This window comes from Photorhabdus temperata (assembly GCF_025384845.1).
In the GTDB taxonomy this organism is placed as follows: Bacteria; Pseudomonadota; Gammaproteobacteria; order Enterobacterales; family Enterobacteriaceae; genus Photorhabdus; species Photorhabdus temperata.
The window spans coordinates 1-17,227 of record NZ_JAJAFX010000040.1; the positions used below are offsets into that span (position 1 = coordinate 1).

Consider the following 17,227-nt stretch of genomic DNA (forward strand, 5'->3'; position numbering starts at 1 on the left):
GCAACCCACCTTTCATGATCATCTTGGGTTTAAGATAGTCGCTGGACGCAATGGCCTGAAGAACGATATGGACTGCCTGTCGAAAAGTGATCCTATCCTTCGGTGCTTCTGCAACCCACTGCTCAATTGAGTATTCCATATGCCACTTTTTCTGTTCTAAAGATTGAGAGATATGCACCAGACTTCTGAGTACACCTCTTTGTACGGCTGCGAGGCCACTAATTTCCGGCTTCCACCACGTTGAACCGACCGCTTCCAAGTGTCTATCGTTCGGTGTTTAAGGTGACAAACGTCTTCCAGAATATAGCCCGCTCTGGCTTTATCAATGGAGTTTCCATCCTTCTCAACGGTTTTTACAATTAAAGGCAGATATTCTTTTGCATACTCTTCAAACACCTCCATCACATGCATAAAACCGCCACACATTTCAGGCTTTTTGAGCATATCAAGAAAGGTCTCACCAATATTAGTCACCCTTATCCCCCCTGAACCATAGAGCTCTCGCTTCATCACGAAGTTTTTCTTATTATGAATGAGCAACTCCTTGCCATCGATCTTCCCTACGGATGACACTTTCTTCGGCAGCAAAGGATGAATATCACTGATACCTGGAAACTCTTGAGCGAGTTGTTCATTCAGCAATTTTTTGGCCTGTGCTTGAGAAGATTGGACTAAATGCACGATATGAGGAATACGATCCGTTATGCCATGCCATTCCATTGCCGTCAAATAGGCCAAATAGGAGTAAGGAGTGATACTACAGGCAATCTGCTGTGCGCTCGCCTGATCCTTGTTACTGATTTGGTAAACCACGCCCTCAATCACAGGAGAAAGAATTCCTTGAGTCTTTAAGTCACTCAGTGTGATATCCAGGACTCTGCTATCCGGCTCTGGAGCTGATATCTTCCCAATCCGTACACCCTCAAATGATTTATCACGGTATAAGGTGTAGATAAACCTGTTGAACTCATGTAATCCGATCGCTGGGTTATCATACTTGTTGAGTAATGTTCGCCGCAGAGCTTCCCGGAGAGGAATAGTTTCATTCATCATGTAACGCTACCTATGTATAAGTCCTTAGGACTTATACATAGGTAGGCGTAAAAAGTCAAATAGTTATTTTCCTTGATGCTCATCTAATTTCATGAAATTATGGATAATATTAAATATCTTGACAAATAAGTTGGTATTTTTGATACTGTCGGGTTGTCAATGCTAGCCCGCAGAACGGAGCAACAGTAAATCCTTAAACCACTTACTAGCAAATATTTGCTTGGATAAAGAAGAAAATTATGGAAGGTAAATTACAATCTCTTTTCCTACGCCTGAAAAATAAGAACAGATGGAACATAACGTGGAGAGATCATATTCAATCTACCATCTGACTAATCGTGCAGACTTGATTGATATATCTTACTCATTCTTATTAGTCATTGAATAATTTATTCTAAAAACAATTCCAACTCCCTTTTAAAAGTTCGTCAATCTAATGTAAGTCCACTGGATAGAAATGCTAAATTTACGCACCAGATCATCTTAGTCATTAAGCTCATTGAAAATCTCATAGTCGAGTACACTGATTTTCCAAACCAATCCTATGGGAATACCCAAAAATCCACATCATACCGCTTTTACCTCAAAGATATTTCTTAAAAGTACTCATCATCACGGTAATAGCAAGCCCTAATAGGAGAGCTGCGGGTAACAATAATAAATTGGGATACACAGCCGATGGCCAAGAGAGATATAACAGACAGGGTACACAAAACGCCGGTTTCACAAACCGTTTGGCATGATGATAAACAAAACTCGACTCATAAGCGGCTCCATAACGCCGTAGGTCACGTCGGCTTAGTCCTTCAACTACAGCAACGCCTATAACTATCACAAACAATGGCAAAGACAATACCAGGATAGTGAGCCGGATAATAAAGGTTATCGTTACATACACTGTTGCCAGCAGGTACTTCCGCAAACTTTCCGCCAGCCATACACTCCAATCGCTCAACTCTCTCACCATTTCATAGTGTCTCCGAGCTTGTACTGTATGCTGTTGGTTAATCCAGTCCAGTGCACCACTGTCTACAAACACCCACTGATAACTCCATTTTAACCCGATACTGAGCGTAGTAGCCGGCTCTGATAACAGTAAGCTGCGGGTAAATTCTTTAGACAACCAACCGCTTTTCGTGATCATAACTTGCTGGCTGTGTCTCTCTCCCTGTTCCGGCCAGAAAAAGGCGATCCCAAAATATTCAATCACCAGACTGAAAAACAACGAAGCCAGCAACAAGCCAATAAACATCCACGGAAAATCCCACAAAACCGTTTTTAATGGTCCTGACTTTTTCGATGGTGTCTGCGGCGACTCAGTTTTCGCTTGTGCCATTATCTGCCATCTCCATATCAGAGTCATCAGTCAACACAGCAGTTTTTAACACCGCATTCAGGTCAACCTGTCTGTCATCTGGCATTGCGCTACCCGACCACCAGGATTCACTGGTACGGTAATGTTTACGCATATCATCAGCGATTTTTTGCAAACTTTCCGGCATCAGGTCATCATCATCGGCTGCCGGCAACGGCATCCGGATCTTCCATAATCGTCCCCCTTCAAGCAGAGCAAATGCCTGACCTTTCGGCAGATTAATCACCTCGGCGGGAGTAATTAACGGCATTCTGATCGTGCTAACCCGGTCCTGAGTATTAGAGGTAAAGTGACTGCCCTGCTCCGGACTGGAGATATCGGTAATCCCAGAGACCAAAGTTTTAGTGTACACTTCCACCTCTGGCAACTGGCGGGTTAGCAGCTCGGCGGTGTTATTTTCCCTGACCCGCAGCATAACCAGGGTATTAAAATTTCCTGTTACCTGTGCTGCTTTAGCACTGCTGCCAATACGGGCCTCAATATCAGACAAGGTCTGGGTGTAAGCGGTTACCTCAATCCCTGCGCCACCCCCTTTGTTTATCAGCGGAATAAACTCATCCCCCATCAGTTCATTGAATTCATCACAATGTAAGCTAATGGGGAGTTTTCTCGTTTTACCTTCTGGCAAGCCATCATCCAGACCAAATTTGTAGATATGACCAGCAACGGAAACCAAGTCTGCGAACATGGAATTGCCTACTGCCGAAGCCACTTCTGCATCCGATAAAGCGTCCAGCCCCACATAGACGATACCTTTCTTACGTATCACCTGCTGCCAGTCAAAGATGGGACGCTGATCGTTCATATCCGTGTAATCCGGTGCCAGCAGTGCAGCTGTTTTCCCCGTCGTCAGCTTTTCCAGTAATGGCAACAGGGATGCCACAATTTTGTCAAAATAGGTGCGATCATAACGAACCGCACTGCGCAACCCGTCCAGTATCGGATCATAGAGTTTTTTCCCCACTTCTGAGCTTAATGCCATTTCAATCGCCCAGATTTTCACTGCATTCGCCTGCCCCTGCATATTGCGTGGCAAATCGTCTTCCGTCAGCAAACCCAGGCTTTTTTTCACCTGTTCCCATAACACAGGCAGGCGTTGCCTGATAATTTTTTCAGCATAAGTTTCATACAGTTCCCCAATATTGGTGACATAACGTAATATCAGGGTGTAATCTGGTCGCTGCCCCAGTGCCACCAAAGCACGAGTAACGATATTGACAAAACGCCAGGCAAACTCACGAAAAGCGGCACTATTACCTGCTCCACTCAATTGTCCTGCTATACGAGAAGCGACTTCTGAAACCCGACCAAAACGTCCAACAGCATTGTAGCGAGCACTAATATCCGGCCAGCCCAGATGAAAGACATGGAATTCATCTTCCCGCCCGGCACGATGCGCTTCCGCCCACATGCGTTTGAGCAGGTCTGCATCCCCTTTCGGATCAAACACAATCGTAATATTACCCCGCCGGATATCCTGGGTGATAAGCAACTCTGCCAGACGGGTCTTACCAACACGGGTTGTGCCAAGTACTAACATGTGCCCGACCCGCTCACGCAAATCCATTGACACATTGACTTCATCCGGTTCAATACCATGCAATGCCGGATTGCCCCCAACCGGCGGCAATGGCCTCAACGGGTTCCATGGAGAATCACGTTGTGTCAGACGGCACAGAGCAGGTAACTGATACTCAAACCGCCGCTCAAATGACCGCGTTAATTGATAATACCGGGGAGGTTGAACATAACGTTCGACTTCCGGACGCAGGGTATCCAGCAAACGTTGAGTGTGTTTCTGCTGCCAGAGGAATCCCTTCCCCAGAAATAGCCGCTGATGGCTGACTGGCACCTGGTGACTGGCCATCACATAACGGGGCAATCGCCGGATATGACGCCGGTAACGCAGGACCCGCAGCCCTTGCCGAAACCGGATACCGGACAACACCCCAAAACCCACCGCTGTGACATCACTAACCGACGGTGACAGCGCCACAGCCCAGGGGGCTGAGAGACAAATCCCCGCGGCTACCGCTGCAACCACAGCCGTATTCAGTTCTACCGCCGGACGCAACAGGGTTTCAATCACATAGCGATCACTCATCAATAACATGACTGTTGAAAATGTGAAGGGCACAGCCAGTCTCGTTTCTCTGCCAGCAAATCAAGCAGGCGCTGACCACTGATAAGCTGAATACGTGGATGCGATTTCAGTAATGTTCGGCTTGTCGGGCCGATGCGGCCGGTATGAATAAAGAAGCCACCACATTGCTCTTTAATAAGCAACGTACCAAATGCCTGAATATGACGGGCTGCAATAAACTGGCTGTAACGTTTGGCCTGAATCAGATAACGCTGCCTGGCGATAAACACCTGACCGTCCAAACCACCATCACCGCTGTAGCGACAGTTGTGGATGACGGTCAGTCCCTGACGCTCGAATGCCAACAACAATAACTCTTCAAAAACATACGGGTTGATTTTGCGTAAATATCTCAGGCGTTGTGCATCTCCCGCTAATTGAGGTAACCGAACCAGAATACGGGCAGCCTGTGCCTGGTAGTGACGATGACGCCATGACCGGGCTGATAATGAAGGCATGTTGAGCCACAACACCACAATCGTCAGCAACAGCCCCACCAGTAGCAGTAACCATGCTGGACAGCCCTGCTGCCACACGGTGTCTAATACCGGATGACGGGGCCACATCAACGCACCTGCTGGGTTAAGCCAGTATCGGTAATCAACACTGGATAATGCCGCAAGTTCAACCGCCGGACCAAATCACTGCCGGAAGCGGGTGCCAATACTAATCCCTCTGCAAGCTGACGCAGTTCATCCAGTTGTGTTTTATCTCGCACACTGACCAGCAACCCCACCGCCTGCTTTTTCCGAAGACCAACCAAATTTTTCTTCAACCACTGTTTTGACCGGGCATCATCCCCAATCATGAACAACGCCCCCATTCCCGGCAATTGCAACGGACGAGCGTCAACAGGTCCAGGAGACAATTCCGGCGTTTCCACGGGTAACATGCCCCCTTCGGTTAAATCTGGCGGGATCACCTCCGTATTTGAAGAAGTCGTCAGTTCATTGTCCTGAGCATTAATGACATCAAAATACGCTGACGTGGATTGCCCACCTAAATCAGCCACAACCGTAAGTGCAGCCTGAGAACAAGGTGTCAATATCATCACCATTAAAAATAAACGGCAGCGATAACAGGTTAAGTTAAGGATTAACATCTTCTTTATTTTTCCTTCGGTTCAATCCAGGTCAGTGTCGTATTAGCCACAGTAATATTAGTGGACAAAACAGGATATCGGGTCTCCAGGGTACTTAGCTTACGTGTGACGATTTTCCGATACTTGCTCGCGGGCTGACCGCCAGCGGGATGGTGATAACAGCCTGCCGCATTCAACCAACTGCCAGAGTTGGACTTAGACTGATAACATGCTTTCAGAATACGGGCGGCTACATGGAGATTGGTATAGGGGTCAAATGCGTCCTGGTAAGAGCGAAAATAATGGCCATTCCAACCCAAATTCACTTGGGCGATACCCACATCAATACGTTTGAGGGGTACGCTACGCATAAATCCCTGTAACGCCTGCCAGGCTGCCTGCCGGGTTGCATAACGATAACTCTTTCCGGCCACATTGAGCGTCCACGGCCAATTTGCCGATTCAGCCAATACCAGCGAATACAGCACTTCAGCCGGGACACCATGAACCCGCGCCATCTGCTGGTACCCAGGCGGAACGACCTGTTTTACCGCCGCGGCCATACTTTCGGTCATCCAAAAAAAGCTGCCCGCCACAGCGAGACTCAAAATGCCACCACACGCCATCCGTCATTCTCATGTTGTAGTACGACCGGCATTTTCCCCTGACCAAATTGTCGCCAGCGCCCGTTGTCATGATTGAGTGTGATTTTTCGGCTACGGACTTTTTCTGATGGAATATGATGTTTACCTGCCCAGGTACGTAAAACATCATCGTTGCCTTCGCTATCCACCAGGTAAATATCCACCTCACGGTCAGCTGACAAGGCAGCAGCCAGCCGGGCATCACAGGCTGCGCAATCATCTTTCACAAACAACGCCAGCCGCCCCTGATTACCCTGCGCGATTCCGGCCCCCTTGCCTAAATTAACCGGCAAAATATTCGGTGCCAGACGTTTCCAGGCCGCATCCACCGCCCGCTGGAACGCCAGTTCCTTTTCAGTACGGACATATTCCTGTTTAACCCACAATTCTGCATAACGTTGACGCTCCTGTACTGTTTCTGCCTCAATACCCAATGCACTCAACGGATCGAGCCCGGGAGACTGAATGCCCCGTTTACCCTGCATCAATTGCTGATAACGCTGAAACTCTGCTTCTGTCAGTCCCCATATTTGCGCCTGAATACGGTGGTTTTCAGCCTGCGTGACCTGTTTCTGAGTCGCTTTCATTCCCGTTTCTGTCTGTTCAGAGATAGCAACCTGTGCCGCCGAAGCTGACAGAGACATAACAACGCCAATTAGCACCAACCCCTTCCTCTGGCTGAAAAAATCTTTTCTCATCATTACCCTCCATTGACTGACAGGGTTTGACGATGCCCCTGTACCTGGAACAAAGCCTGATGATCGGAGATACTGACCAACGTCCACTCAAATGCACTTTCACCCGGAGTCAGTAAACGCATTTGAGATATTTGGGAATGAGGATTTGTGTCTCGTGGAATAATAACGGCATAAACTTGTTCTCCCCGACGTTCAATACCAGAAAGCATGAAAGGAGCCACTATCCGTTTCTTCGTTCGAAGAACCTCCCGGCCAGGTATGCCAACTTTTCTGCCAGAATGCTTTTCCTGCTGAGATTTCCACGTGATTAATGCGTCAACGCGCATTTCCTGCTGTTTCCCGGTATTTTTCAATACATTCACTGCTTCGGTAAGATCCTGATGCGCACGGCTTAAATCAGTCACTGACTGTACCAGTGGTTTCTGTTGGTCGTTGACGGCTCCCTGTTGCGCTATCAATGCCTGATGAAACCGGTCATTTTGCATTTGCCAGTCCTGACGGGAGACAAAGCCGGTATCCGCTTTATCAAGCCGTTCATGCAGCTTTTGCACCTCATCAGGCAAATGTCGGAATGATCCATTTCGCATCAATGACTGAAATTCTACTAACTGATGATGTTGCTGCCGTACCACGAATGCCAGAAATGCGATGCTGACAATAACAAGCAATATTGACAGATACCCCAGACATTTTTTTAACGACAACAACCTGGATTGGGTCTTTGAGAAGCCGCCTGCCGCAAGCTGTTAATTTCAGCTTCAGACGTCGGCGACAGAGGAGGCATTTCAGTTGTCATACCACACAACATCCTTGTTTGTTTTATTTAGCACTGTGCCTGGCATACTTTTCAGTACTATCGGATTGCCTGACAAAACAGCAGACACAGAAATGCGACTTATTTAGATCATGATTAGAGTCTAATCATATGATTACCCGATACAGGGAAGCATACTGGGCAAAACCAGAAAGGATGACGATAAAAAATTCAACATGAAAAAATGAAAATTATCCCCCCAATAATGAAGGTCTAATATAAACCACACATATTATATATTGAAAAGATTTAAATTTAGCCAAACTAACACGTAGTGTCATTTTTTTACTTGAAAAGTAACACAGCGTGTCAGTATGATGTCATCATAGACAGCAGTTACGATGGATTATTTGGAATTTATCGAAACTACCGCTTTCAGTAGGGTTAGAGCAGAACTCATAAAAGATAATGAGTTTCAGGAGCTTCAAACTTACTTGTTGAAGTATCACGAACATGGCGACACGATTAGTCAAACTGGTGGGTGCAAAAAGATTCGCTGGGGTCGCAAAGGGATGGGTAAGCGCGGTGGGGTACGAGTTATTTACTATGTCAGGACGTTAAGTGGTCGATTGTATTTGTTGTTTATTTATCCGAAAAATGTACAAGAAGACCTGACACAAGATCAGAAAGCACAATTGAAAAATGCTGTTCAGCATATGAAATAAAATGCAGCCTTCAGGCGGTTAACTTCTCCAATTTTATATCTAAATTTTCCAGGGAATGATCTAACGTATTGAGGATAAATTATGGAAGAAAACATGTTTAAAGAGCTTTTGAGTAGTGTAAATGAGATGGTCGCTATAGAAAACGGTGAATTTCAGCCTAAGCCTGAACATGTTCACCGTCATGCTATCCCTAATGTTAAATTAATCCGCAAAAATTTCGGTATGAAACAATCCGAGTTTGCGGAAATGGTAGGGGTGAGCATTAGACTGGTACAAAGTTGGGAACAAAACCAGAGAATACCATCAGGGGTCGCATTGAAGATGCTATTTTTAATAGAGAAAAATCCGAATATCGTAGACACGTTAAGATCTATTTGAGCTAGAAAAGCATTGCTAATTGTCTAGAACGCTTAGGTAAAAATTGCTGTTAATGAGATGGTCACCCTCACCCTGTCCTGTAGGCGTATGTTGGCAGGGTGATTTCTTTTGCAAGAGGCCATCGCCATGAATAATATCACCCTTATTGGTATCGATCTCGGCAAACATACCTTTCATATCCACTGCCAGGATAAATCAGGTAAAGCCCTTCCCCATAAAAAATTCACTCGAACCCAGTTAATGGCATTTTTAGCTAACTGCCCATCAGCAACCGTTGTCATGGAGGCTTGTGCCGGCGCTCATTTTATGGTAGGACGAATAAATGATTTTATTGATGCCGAAGCCACCTGCGAAGCCGCCTCACGTCCTTCAATACGTTTTGTTCAACCCAGAACTGAAGCTCAACAGGCTTGATTCCCCGTCAATACAGCACGTGAGGGAAAAATATCTTGCTCGGTATCAGTAAGCGAAGAGATAAAAAGCTCCGGCTGCTATTAGTCCAATACGCCCGCGTTTTTATACAACGTATTGACCACCAATCAGGGCGATTAGCGGATTGGGTTAGAATTCAACTTGAACGAAAACATTCGAATATTGTGGCCTGTGCGCTCGCCAACAAGTTAGCGCGTATAGCCTGGGCCATAACAACACGACAAACCGTGTTTGAAAGATAACGATAAAATTACCCTAAGCAGCGACGTTATCGTTGATTTAAACCGATTCCCCATCTGGTTTTGCGAAGACTGATTATTGATGACATGAACGGCCTGATGATGAACCTAAGCATAAAAATGGCTCTTTGAAGCCGAACGGTTTTTTTAGGCGCATCAGGCGCGTAACTCATTGGGGAGCGGACATCCTTGCCTATAATGACGCCGGATAGATTTAAGTAAGCCCAAAATTCATCAAAATGAGTGTTGCAAAAACGGGAGTGACCATAGATTTACACCCGAAGAGTTTCAGAACACCCACCCGAATGCAGCTGATACGGATATTGACCAATATCAAAACCCGACATGACCCGGTATCTTAATCTGTTTTTGTATTTTTAATTATGCTAATGATATGTGAATTAATTGAATAGAAAAAGGAAGGGATGATGAGACGAAAAACGGGGTTTTTCTTTGATGAACATTGTTTTTGGCATAGTACTGGCATGCATATAACGACTCTTCCTGTCGGTGGTTGGGTTCAGCCTCCTTCTGGCACTGCACATGCTGAATCGCCGGAAACAAAAAGGCGGTTGAAAAATTTGATGGATGTATCTGGTTTGAGCCACTCTTTGCACCTTTCTTCGGCATCGACTATTGATGAGCAAACACTACGTAAAATTCATCCTGAAGAGTATCTGAAGCAGTTTAAGCAAGTCAGTGATAATGGTGGAGGAATGCTTGGTATAGAAGCCTCTTTGGGACCGGGAAGCTATGAAATTGCTAAGCTCTCAGCCAGCCTTGCTTGTGCTGCGGTGGAAGCAGTGCTTAGCGGTGAGTTTGATAATGCTTACAGCCTTTCTCGACCACCAGGTCATCACTGTTTGCCTGATAAGCCAATGGGATTTTGCTTTCTAGCAAATATCCCATTGGCAATTGAACAGGCAAAAGCACGTTTTGATTTAAAACGAGTTGCGGTTATTGATTGGGATGTTCACCACGGTAATGGTACTCAGTATATTTATTGGGATCGCTCTGATGTTTTGACCATCTCGCTACATCAGGATGGTTGTTTTCCCCCAGGATACAGCGGTGAAGATGATATCGGGGAAGGTGAAGGGATAGGTTATAACCTGAATATCCCATTACTTGCTGGAGCTGGACATAATAGCTATATCTATGCAATGACACAGATAGTACTTCCTGCGCTTGAACGTTTTAAACCGGAACTGATTATTGTTGCTTGTGGCTATGATGCGAATGCGGTGGATCCTTTGGCAAGGATGCAGCTCCATAGTGAAAGTTTTCGGGAGCTGACCCAGCTAGTGCAACAGACAGCTAATAGTTTATGCGACGGAAAACTAGTCGTTGTTCATGAAGGCGGGTATGCGGAGTCTTATGTACCATTCTGTGGATTGGCTGTACTTGAACAGATGAGTGGCATTCGTACTGAAGTCAAAGATCCAATGTTAGATTTTATACGCTTGCAGCAGCCAAGAGCTGAATTTGAGCTATTTCAACAACAGCAGCTTGATAAACTTAAAGAAAAATTCGGTCTTTAAGCTTTATTGCGTAGGTTTGCTCCACATAGCTTGGGAGCAAACCTATAAGGCTAATAAAATAAGGGGCGGTGGTTGAGTAGAGCTGCCCAGTCACCCAGACAGCCCCTCCGGATCTCCTGTGTTCCGTCATTCATCTCTGCAAACTCGCCGACGCCTGCGCCCCCGGTGGTTGGTCTCCTTCTGCAATTTGTCAGTATGGCCTCCGGTAAACCTGTTGCCTGCCAGGTGCTCCAACCTGTCGGCTCCCACAATGAGTTCAATTTCGGGGGTATCACGTTCACCATTTGGTTTCGGCTCGAATGTTAACTACAAGGATGAATGCAGAAAGATTGCTAAGGCAATGATAATGATGACAAAGACAGGTAAGACCGTGACTTGCTAAACCTGATTTATGCTCTGAGCTTAAAGCTCGTTAGGAGAGTGAGGAGCCAGTCAGCGGATTACATAGAGGCCCGCAGCTCTGGCTGCAATAAGGCCGGATATAGAGCTGCAATCTACCATCGATGTCAGAGTAATTTTTGTCTTGCAAACGGGATGCGTTCATATAGAGCATAAAATCTATGGTCACCACGTCAGGCTGCCCATGCTGACGCATCGCCTTTTTAAAGAAACGCAGTGCGGTCTTCTTATCCCGATGAGCTGTCAGCAAAAAATCAATTGTATTACCGCCCGAATCCACTGCCCGGTAAAGGTAACTCCATTGTCCTTTGATTTTGATTTCATCCATTCGCCACCGACGCCCAACAGCGGGCTTACTACGCCGGTAGCGTTTAATCATCAACGGAACTAAACGATGAACCCAACGAGAGAGGGGGGAATGATCAATGGCAATCCCACGCTCCGCCATCATTTCTTCCAGATTACGCAGGTTCAGCGCATAGGCTAGATACCAGCGAACACACTGAGCGATGATATCAACAGGATAGTGCCGGCGTTTGAACGCTTCTCGAATCAGGGACATCGTCAGTTCAACCAATAAAAAAATGCAATATTATCCAAACAGCGCTTAATGCGACTTATTCAAGTTGTGATTAGAGTCTAATCATATGATTACCTGATACCGAGAAGCATGCTGTGCAAAACCAGAGAGGATGACGATAAAAAATTCAACATGCAAAATTGAGTTACCCCGGGCATCAAATTCAAATGCAGTGCCTGTAGGCATATGAGTAACCCGATAACCCCATTATTCGTACCGAAAGATGCTACATTGACAGGTTCGTAGCTTTAAAGATACAATAATTTATATGAACACGATCAAACATTATCTCACCTCCGATAACCGTGACTTGTATATGGAGTTCCTGAAAGGTATTCGTGACCCTATAGCGAAATCGAAAATCTCGTCACGGGTTAACCGAATGGCTACCGGAAATTTTGGTGATCATAAACCTTGTCGAGAGGGTGTCTGGGAGCTTCGCATAGATCAGGGGCCAGGCTACAGAGTGTATTACAGCTTAGTTGGTCGTGAAGTGGTGTTATTGTTAGTTGGGGGCGATAAACGAACCCAAGACGCCGATATAGATCAGGCGATTGAATGTCTGAAGGACTATTTGAAGAGGTGATTATGGCCAAAGCACGTTTACATGATGATGCAATGGTGCAGCTTCTCCGTGAAGATCCTGAGTTTGCTCAGCATTATCTGCATCAGGCATTTGTTGACATGGATGAAGAAGGTGGGCAGGAAGCATTTCTTATGGCATTACGTCATGTTGTAGAAGCGCGAGGAGGAATGGCACAGATTGCAGATAAGGCAGGTGTTTCACGAGAGACTCTGTACCGAACGCTGTCGCCTAAAGGCAATCCGACTTTGAAAACTTTGCGTAACGTCGTTGCAGCAACAGGATTTCAATTCTCTCATATCGCATTAATGGCTTAATTCTGCCAGATAATTATAACCGTCAAGCCTGTGATTAACGACGGTTTTCGACCCACATCAGCCTTATATTAGGCCGAACGGGAAAAACTGTTAGTCAATGCCGCGCAAAAGCGCAGTTATGTTTATACAATTAGTTTAAACAATAAATTAGCTTCTTAACGTGGTTTCTGAGACGATTCCAAACAGAAACATATACCCCAACCGAGAGCATAAAATCTATGGTCACCCCCGTTTTTGCAACACTCATTTTGATGTATGGTTGGCTTGCCTATACTGACAGTACCCACCTGAAAGCCAGTGCCAATCCGCATAAATCAAAGAACGAACTGCGTTCTGTGCCCCCCAGTGCCTACCTTAAGACATTAGAAAAGGCCGTCAATGAAGACCGGGCCGCGTCGGGAAAAAAAGCCTAAAACCAGCCATGAAGGAGCGGCAGAGAAAGACGAAGGTCAGTATCACTGCTCCGGAAAGCGGATTTATGCACCGGACCAATAAACCCAGGGGGTTCTTTCATATTGACCATCGTAACGTGGAGGGGAAAGTCGGCATCATCACCGATACCTACGCCACACCGGGCAATGTCCACGACAGCCGGCCTTTTATTGGGTGCCTGGCGCGTCAGCTCAAGAGATTCTCCCTGGCTCCCCTCGCGGTTGGGTTGGATGCGGGCTATTTTACGGCCCCTTTCATCATGAAAAAAACAAACCTCGTTCTTTTCAACGAAGTTTGTCAGCGGTCTGATTAACACGATGTTGTATGTTGGTTACTCAACTTTCCTAAATTGATTAAAATATCGCTCTGACAAGGCTAGGTGTATCCCGATTCATCACAATGGAAGCGCCCTATTCTGGATCACGCTCTTCATGACCAGCGTGGAAGTCAGGCGCTGCACGCCGGGCATAGCCGAGAGCTGATTGTCATAAAGCTTCTGGAAGGCCTCAAGGTCTTTTGCCACCACATTTAGCATGTAGTCAGGATCGCCGAACAGTCGTCTTGCTTCGATAACTTGGGGTATATCGATAACAGCGGCCTCGAACTTAGCCACGCTTGTCTGGTTGCCATCCCTCATCGTCACGAACACCAATGCTGAGAAATTCAACCCAAGGGCAAGCGGGTCAAGTTGAGCTCTATAATCTCGTATCGCACCTGATTGCTCTAGAGCCTTCAAGCGGCGGTGGCAGGGTGACAAGCTCAAACCAATTCTTTCGGCTAATTCTGTCACTGTTAGCCTGCCATCCAATTGGAGCTCCGCAAGAATTTTCTTATCAAAACTATCAATTGCCATTTTACTTCCATCTTTACTGTCTTTTTGGGTTTATTTTGGAAGCACATTTTATCAAAACAGGGATATTCTTCCCATTATATTTTAGCGGTGATGAGGGATTAAATGTGTCTCCGAGTGTTCTGGCAACGTTTTGGGCTGTGTCTTTCTTGTTTGTTATCACCCCTGGGATGGACTGGGCGTATGCCATCTCGGCGGGTATTCGCGGCAGAATGGTTATGCCAGCTGTTAGTGGCATGTTGCTTGGTCATTTGGCAGCTACCGGTTTAGTTGCTGCGGGTGTCGGCGCTTTGGTAGCGAATATGCCCCTCGCACTGACCATGCTGACCATCGTAGGTGCCGGTTACCTGCTTTGGCTTGGGGTTGGTTTAATCCGCAATCCTGCGGTACCAACCACTGAACTTACTGACACACCAGATAACGCCATGCGGTGGATACTGAAGGGGGTAGGCGTCAGCGGTTTAAACCCCAAAGTGTTTTTATTGTTTCTGGCTCTACTTCCACAATTTTCCGACCCGAAGAGTTCATGGCCACTGCCTACACAAATATTGACCCTGGGGAGTATCCATATAGTTAGTTGTGGCGTTGTTTATTTGTTGGTTGGTTACGGTTCTCGGGTAGTTCTTAAAACTAGACCTGCTGCTGCGAAGCTGGTGAGCCGGATCTCCGGTGCGGCGATGATTGGTATTGCCCTCGTGCTTCTGGCCGAAACAGTAATTTAGAAAATTTAAGGAGATTAAGATGGATGAACAGATTTCCCCGTATGGAAAAAATCCGATCAGCAACACTGGTAAGGTTCGTATTCAGCATCTTCGGGAAATGAAAGAACAAGGCCACAAATGGGCCATGCTTACCAACTACGATATGTACACTGCGGCCATCTTTGAAGAGGCTGGTATACCAGTGCTATTGGTCGGCGACTCGGCGTCCAATAACATCTTTGGATATGACACCTCATTGCCAATTACCGTCAATGACCTTATTCCCCTTGTGCGTACCGTATCTCGTTCCACCCAACGTGCACTGGTGATTGCAGATTTACCTTTTGGCTCCTATCGTAGAAGGTGGTACTTTTCCCGGAGACGAGCATTCTTTCTGACGAATTCTTCAAGATAGCATGCCGTTCAAAAGCAAACCTAAGGCTGACATGTTCAAACTACTTTACGAGGAACATCCATGACAAACATCAGGCAGCTCGCTGCCGAAGGGCTCCGTATAGGAGATCGATTTACGATAACGCGCCGTTTCACCCCCGAGGAAATAGTATCCTTCGCGAGTCTTTCCAGAGACTACAACCCGGTACATTGCGATAGCAATTATGCGAAGCTCAAAGGTCTTCGGGCTCCTATTGCCCACGGCCTCCTCACAGCGAGTCTGATCACTGAAATCGGCGGCCAGATTGGCTGGCTTGCAATGAGTATGTCGTTCCGATTTAAGCGACCTATCTATGCCGACGAAACCTTGACCTGTGACTGGGTCATTCTCGAAAGTGACGAGAAAGGACGTGCCAAGGCGGAGATTCGTGTCATCAATGGCGATGGAATCACCGTTCTGGAGGCAGAGACAACGGGTGTATTGCCCGATGAGAGCGAACGACAACGCCTAGTTGAGATGCTCGCCGAGGGCGATCCTACCAACGGCGTCACAAACCCTTACGCATAAAACTTCCGCCCTGATTGGCAGACTCAGCGCAAATTCATCATGGGCATGACTTCAACCAGACAAAGAAGGGGTTGCGTGACTAGCCTGCAAGACTACCTTCAGGCCCCCAACTACCGGATGTGATGCTTGTAATTAAATAATATAAAATTATAGTTAGTACTTGGAGGCACTATGAATTACTACGCAGAGGATCACTTCTAGGTATCGTTAATTAATCTGGAAGTATTATGAAAAAACTGAAACAACAGTATAAGTACTCTGAGGTGTTCTCAGGCATTCGCCGTGATTGGGCTTATTACCCTCTACTGAAGAGTTGGTTACACAAACGCTTCAGTACCAGGCAGGAAAAGAGCTATTATTATTTACATCTTATTGTGTATAAAGGTTATCCACTTAAGCTGAGAGCTGCGCGTGGAAAGCTACTGGCAGACCCCTGGGATGATTATCCTTCTGATGCTTATGATGTAGCCAGAAGTTGGAAGCACAACTCCAGAAGAAAACACCAGTACTATCGCTGATGATAAGCTAATCAGTGAAACTTAACGGGCCTGGCATACAGGCCTTTTTCTTATAATTTTCAGTTGTCAAAACCGTAGCTGTATAAAACATAAGGTAAGGAAATGCCCAGAATAACGACAGTAAAGTAAAACGTGGAGATAAATGCCAGACCTGCCAGCAGGCTTTTTAACCCTTCCAAGCCAGATAATGTAAACCAATTTATCCAGCGATTGACTGAGGAACGTGAACATCGCTATTTTAGTCCCCTCCCGACTGGCCCCGGATAACCCGAGAGCATGATTACTTAACCGTTCGTGATGAGGATTAGCTAATTTAGATCTTCCAGCTATAGTCAATATTGCCCGAACAGCTGCCATCTTATTTAGATATCCTTCATATGTCCATTATCTAACTTCACTACTCTATCTGCCACTCCGAAATAAGAGTCATCATGAGTAATAACAATAACGGTTTTGCCACGCGCCTTTAATTCAGGTAATAATTCCGTATAAAACACTCTTTTAAAAATTGGGTCTTGATCTGCCGCCCATTCATCAAAAATATAAATAGGACGATCCTCTAAATAAGCAGATACTAAAGCTAATCTTTTACGCTGACCAGTGGATATATTTATGGCAGAGAATTTTCCATCTACTACTTTTACTTTATGATCCATGCCCAATTTCTGAATGTAGTGAGTGGCTTTATCAGTAATATGTGAATCTAAAGTGAGTAGCTCTTCAAACAAATGAAAATCAGAAAAAACAGCAGAGAAGAACTGCCGAAAGCTTCTGTGATTATCTGACCTACCCGTCATTTTCTCTCATTTCACCGGATAGAATA

20 protein-coding genes and 5 pseudogenes are annotated in these 17,227 nt (G+C 45.9%); 11 read left to right on the top strand and 14 right to left on the bottom strand.

What is annotated here, in order from left to right; genetic code table 11:
* Positions 1-156: 156 nt before the first annotated feature.
* The 8 genes from LGZ99_RS15665 to LGZ99_RS15700 all read right to left on the bottom strand — a co-directional run bounded on the left by LGZ99_RS15665 (position 157) and on the right by LGZ99_RS15700 (position 7,662).
* The gene (locus tag LGZ99_RS15665) at positions 157-1,053 is read right to left on the bottom strand and encodes a type IV toxin-antitoxin system AbiEi family antitoxin domain-containing protein (RefSeq protein ID WP_021324377.1); all 897 of its coding nucleotides are present in this window, start codon (positions 1,051-1,053) and stop codon (positions 157-159) included.
* 583 nt (positions 1,054-1,636) lie between these two features.
* Positions 1,637-2,389 (bottom strand): TIGR03747 family integrating conjugative element membrane protein, encoded by a 753-nt coding sequence (locus LGZ99_RS15670; protein ID WP_262979315.1) that lies wholly within the window; start codon positions 2,387-2,389, stop codon positions 1,637-1,639.
* Positions 2,370-4,532 (bottom strand): type IV conjugative transfer system coupling protein TraD, encoded by a 2,163-nt coding sequence (gene traD / locus LGZ99_RS15675; protein ID WP_262979336.1) that lies wholly within the window; start codon positions 4,530-4,532, stop codon positions 2,370-2,372. The genes LGZ99_RS15670 and traD overlap by 20 nt, the downstream gene beginning before the upstream one ends.
* Positions 4,532-5,140 carry a restriction endonuclease gene (locus LGZ99_RS15680; protein ID WP_390894025.1) on the bottom strand — a complete coding sequence of 203 codons (609 nt, stop codon included), beginning with the start codon at positions 5,138-5,140 and terminating at the stop codon, positions 4,532-4,534. The genes traD and LGZ99_RS15680 overlap by 1 nt, the downstream gene beginning before the upstream one ends.
* Complete coding sequence (locus LGZ99_RS15685) at positions 5,137-5,673, bottom strand: integrating conjugative element protein (protein ID WP_262979317.1); 537 nt, start codon at positions 5,671-5,673, stop codon at positions 5,137-5,139. Before LGZ99_RS15685 ends, LGZ99_RS15680 begins: the two co-directional genes overlap by 4 nt.
* Positions 5,674-5,678: 5 nt before the next feature.
* Positions 5,679-6,278, bottom strand: a complete 600-nt coding sequence (locus LGZ99_RS15690) for a transglycosylase SLT domain-containing protein (protein WP_390894026.1) — start codon at positions 6,276-6,278, stop codon at positions 5,679-5,681.
* Positions 6,257-6,994 (bottom strand): TIGR03759 family integrating conjugative element protein, encoded by a 738-nt coding sequence (locus LGZ99_RS15695; protein WP_262979318.1) that lies wholly within the window; start codon positions 6,992-6,994, stop codon positions 6,257-6,259. Before LGZ99_RS15695 ends, LGZ99_RS15690 begins: the two co-directional genes overlap by 22 nt.
* 2 nt (positions 6,995-6,996) lie before the next feature.
* Complete coding sequence (locus LGZ99_RS15700; protein WP_262979319.1) at positions 6,997-7,662, bottom strand: hypothetical protein; 666 nt, start codon at positions 7,660-7,662, stop codon at positions 6,997-6,999.
* Between the two features lie 487 nt (positions 7,663-8,149).
* On the opposite strand from LGZ99_RS15700, the gene LGZ99_RS15705 reads away from it, so the two are divergent.
* From LGZ99_RS15705 to LGZ99_RS15720, 4 genes and pseudogenes are all read left to right on the top strand, one after another.
* Positions 8,150-8,473, top strand: a complete 324-nt coding sequence (locus LGZ99_RS15705; RefSeq protein ID WP_262979320.1) for a type II toxin-antitoxin system RelE/ParE family toxin — start codon at positions 8,150-8,152, stop codon at positions 8,471-8,473.
* Between the two features lie 81 nt (positions 8,474-8,554).
* Positions 8,555-8,851 carry a NadS family protein gene (gene nadS / locus LGZ99_RS15710; protein WP_046975160.1) on the top strand — a complete coding sequence of 99 codons (297 nt, stop codon included), beginning with the start codon at positions 8,555-8,557 and terminating at the stop codon, positions 8,849-8,851.
* A 126-nt stretch (positions 8,852-8,977) separates the two neighbouring features.
* Positions 8,978-9,525, top strand: a pseudogene (locus LGZ99_RS15715) (hypothetical protein).
* A 425-nt stretch (positions 9,526-9,950) separates the two neighbouring features.
* On the top strand, positions 9,951-11,063 hold the full coding sequence (locus tag LGZ99_RS15720; RefSeq protein WP_021324292.1) for a histone deacetylase-like amidohydrolase: 1,113 nt from the start codon (positions 9,951-9,953) through the stop codon (positions 11,061-11,063).
* A gap of 50 nt (positions 11,064-11,113) precedes the next feature.
* On the opposite strand, the gene LGZ99_RS15725 is transcribed toward LGZ99_RS15720, so the two are convergent.
* Both LGZ99_RS15725 and LGZ99_RS15730 read right to left on the bottom strand, forming a co-directional pair.
* Positions 11,114-11,347 carry a hypothetical protein gene (locus tag LGZ99_RS15725; protein ID WP_021324291.1) on the bottom strand — a complete coding sequence of 78 codons (234 nt, stop codon included), beginning with the start codon at positions 11,345-11,347 and terminating at the stop codon, positions 11,114-11,116.
* A 272-nt stretch (positions 11,348-11,619) separates the two neighbouring features.
* Positions 11,620-12,024: pseudogene (locus LGZ99_RS15730) on the bottom strand (IS6 family transposase); the annotation flags it as partial.
* A 286-nt stretch (positions 12,025-12,310) separates the two neighbouring features.
* On the opposite strand from LGZ99_RS15730, the gene LGZ99_RS15735 reads away from it, so the two are divergent.
* The 3 genes and pseudogenes from LGZ99_RS15735 to LGZ99_RS15745 all read left to right on the top strand — a co-directional run.
* Positions 12,311-12,628, top strand: a complete 318-nt coding sequence (locus LGZ99_RS15735; RefSeq protein WP_021324289.1) for a type II toxin-antitoxin system RelE/ParE family toxin — start codon at positions 12,311-12,313, stop codon at positions 12,626-12,628.
* Between the two features lie 2 nt (positions 12,629-12,630).
* Positions 12,631-12,942 carry an addiction module antidote protein gene (locus LGZ99_RS15740; RefSeq protein WP_021324288.1) on the top strand — a complete coding sequence of 104 codons (312 nt, stop codon included), beginning with the start codon at positions 12,631-12,633 and terminating at the stop codon, positions 12,940-12,942.
* Positions 12,943-13,199: 257 nt separating this feature from the next.
* A pseudogene (locus LGZ99_RS15745) lies at positions 13,200-13,627 on the top strand (IS5/IS1182 family transposase); the annotation flags it as partial.
* 141 nt (positions 13,628-13,768) lie between these two features.
* Here the strand turns inward: LGZ99_RS15745 and LGZ99_RS15750 are convergent.
* Entirely contained in the window at positions 13,769-14,221 is a 453-nt protein-coding gene (locus LGZ99_RS15750; RefSeq protein WP_031281544.1) for an Lrp/AsnC family transcriptional regulator, read from the bottom strand.
* A 110-nt stretch (positions 14,222-14,331) separates the two neighbouring features.
* On the opposite strand from LGZ99_RS15750, the gene LGZ99_RS15755 reads away from it, so the two are divergent.
* The 4 genes from LGZ99_RS15755 to LGZ99_RS15770 all read left to right on the top strand — a co-directional run bounded on the left by LGZ99_RS15755 (position 14,332) and on the right by LGZ99_RS15770 (position 16,404).
* Positions 14,332-14,946 carry a LysE family translocator gene (locus LGZ99_RS15755; protein WP_262979322.1) on the top strand — a complete coding sequence of 205 codons (615 nt, stop codon included), beginning with the start codon at positions 14,332-14,334 and terminating at the stop codon, positions 14,944-14,946.
* A 19-nt stretch (positions 14,947-14,965) separates the two neighbouring features.
* Positions 14,966-15,340: a 3-methyl-2-oxobutanoate hydroxymethyltransferase gene (locus LGZ99_RS15760; protein WP_023046147.1), complete on the top strand. Its 375-nt coding sequence runs from the start codon at positions 14,966-14,968 to the stop codon at positions 15,338-15,340.
* A 60-nt stretch (positions 15,341-15,400) separates the two neighbouring features.
* Complete coding sequence (locus LGZ99_RS15765; RefSeq protein ID WP_262979323.1) at positions 15,401-15,886, top strand: MaoC family dehydratase; 486 nt, start codon at positions 15,401-15,403, stop codon at positions 15,884-15,886.
* A 227-nt stretch (positions 15,887-16,113) separates the two neighbouring features.
* Positions 16,114-16,404 (top strand): hypothetical protein, encoded by a 291-nt coding sequence (locus LGZ99_RS15770; protein ID WP_021324282.1) that lies wholly within the window; start codon positions 16,114-16,116, stop codon positions 16,402-16,404.
* A 149-nt stretch (positions 16,405-16,553) separates the two neighbouring features.
* On the opposite strand, the pseudogene LGZ99_RS24875 reads toward LGZ99_RS15770, so the two are convergent.
* The 3 genes and pseudogenes from LGZ99_RS24875 to LGZ99_RS15780 form a co-directional block, all read right to left on the bottom strand.
* Positions 16,554-16,634 (bottom strand): annotated as a pseudogene (locus LGZ99_RS24875) (hypothetical protein); the annotation flags it as partial.
* A pseudogene (locus LGZ99_RS15775) lies at positions 16,633-16,767 on the bottom strand (integrase domain-containing protein); the annotation flags it as partial. The pseudogenes LGZ99_RS24875 and LGZ99_RS15775, both read right to left, overlap by 2 nt.
* Positions 16,767-17,201: an ATP-binding cassette domain-containing protein gene (locus LGZ99_RS15780; RefSeq protein ID WP_315903506.1), complete on the bottom strand. Its 435-nt coding sequence runs from the start codon at positions 17,199-17,201 to the stop codon at positions 16,767-16,769. The gene LGZ99_RS15780 and the pseudogene LGZ99_RS15775, both read right to left, overlap by 1 nt.
* Positions 17,202-17,227: the final 26 nt, after the last annotated feature.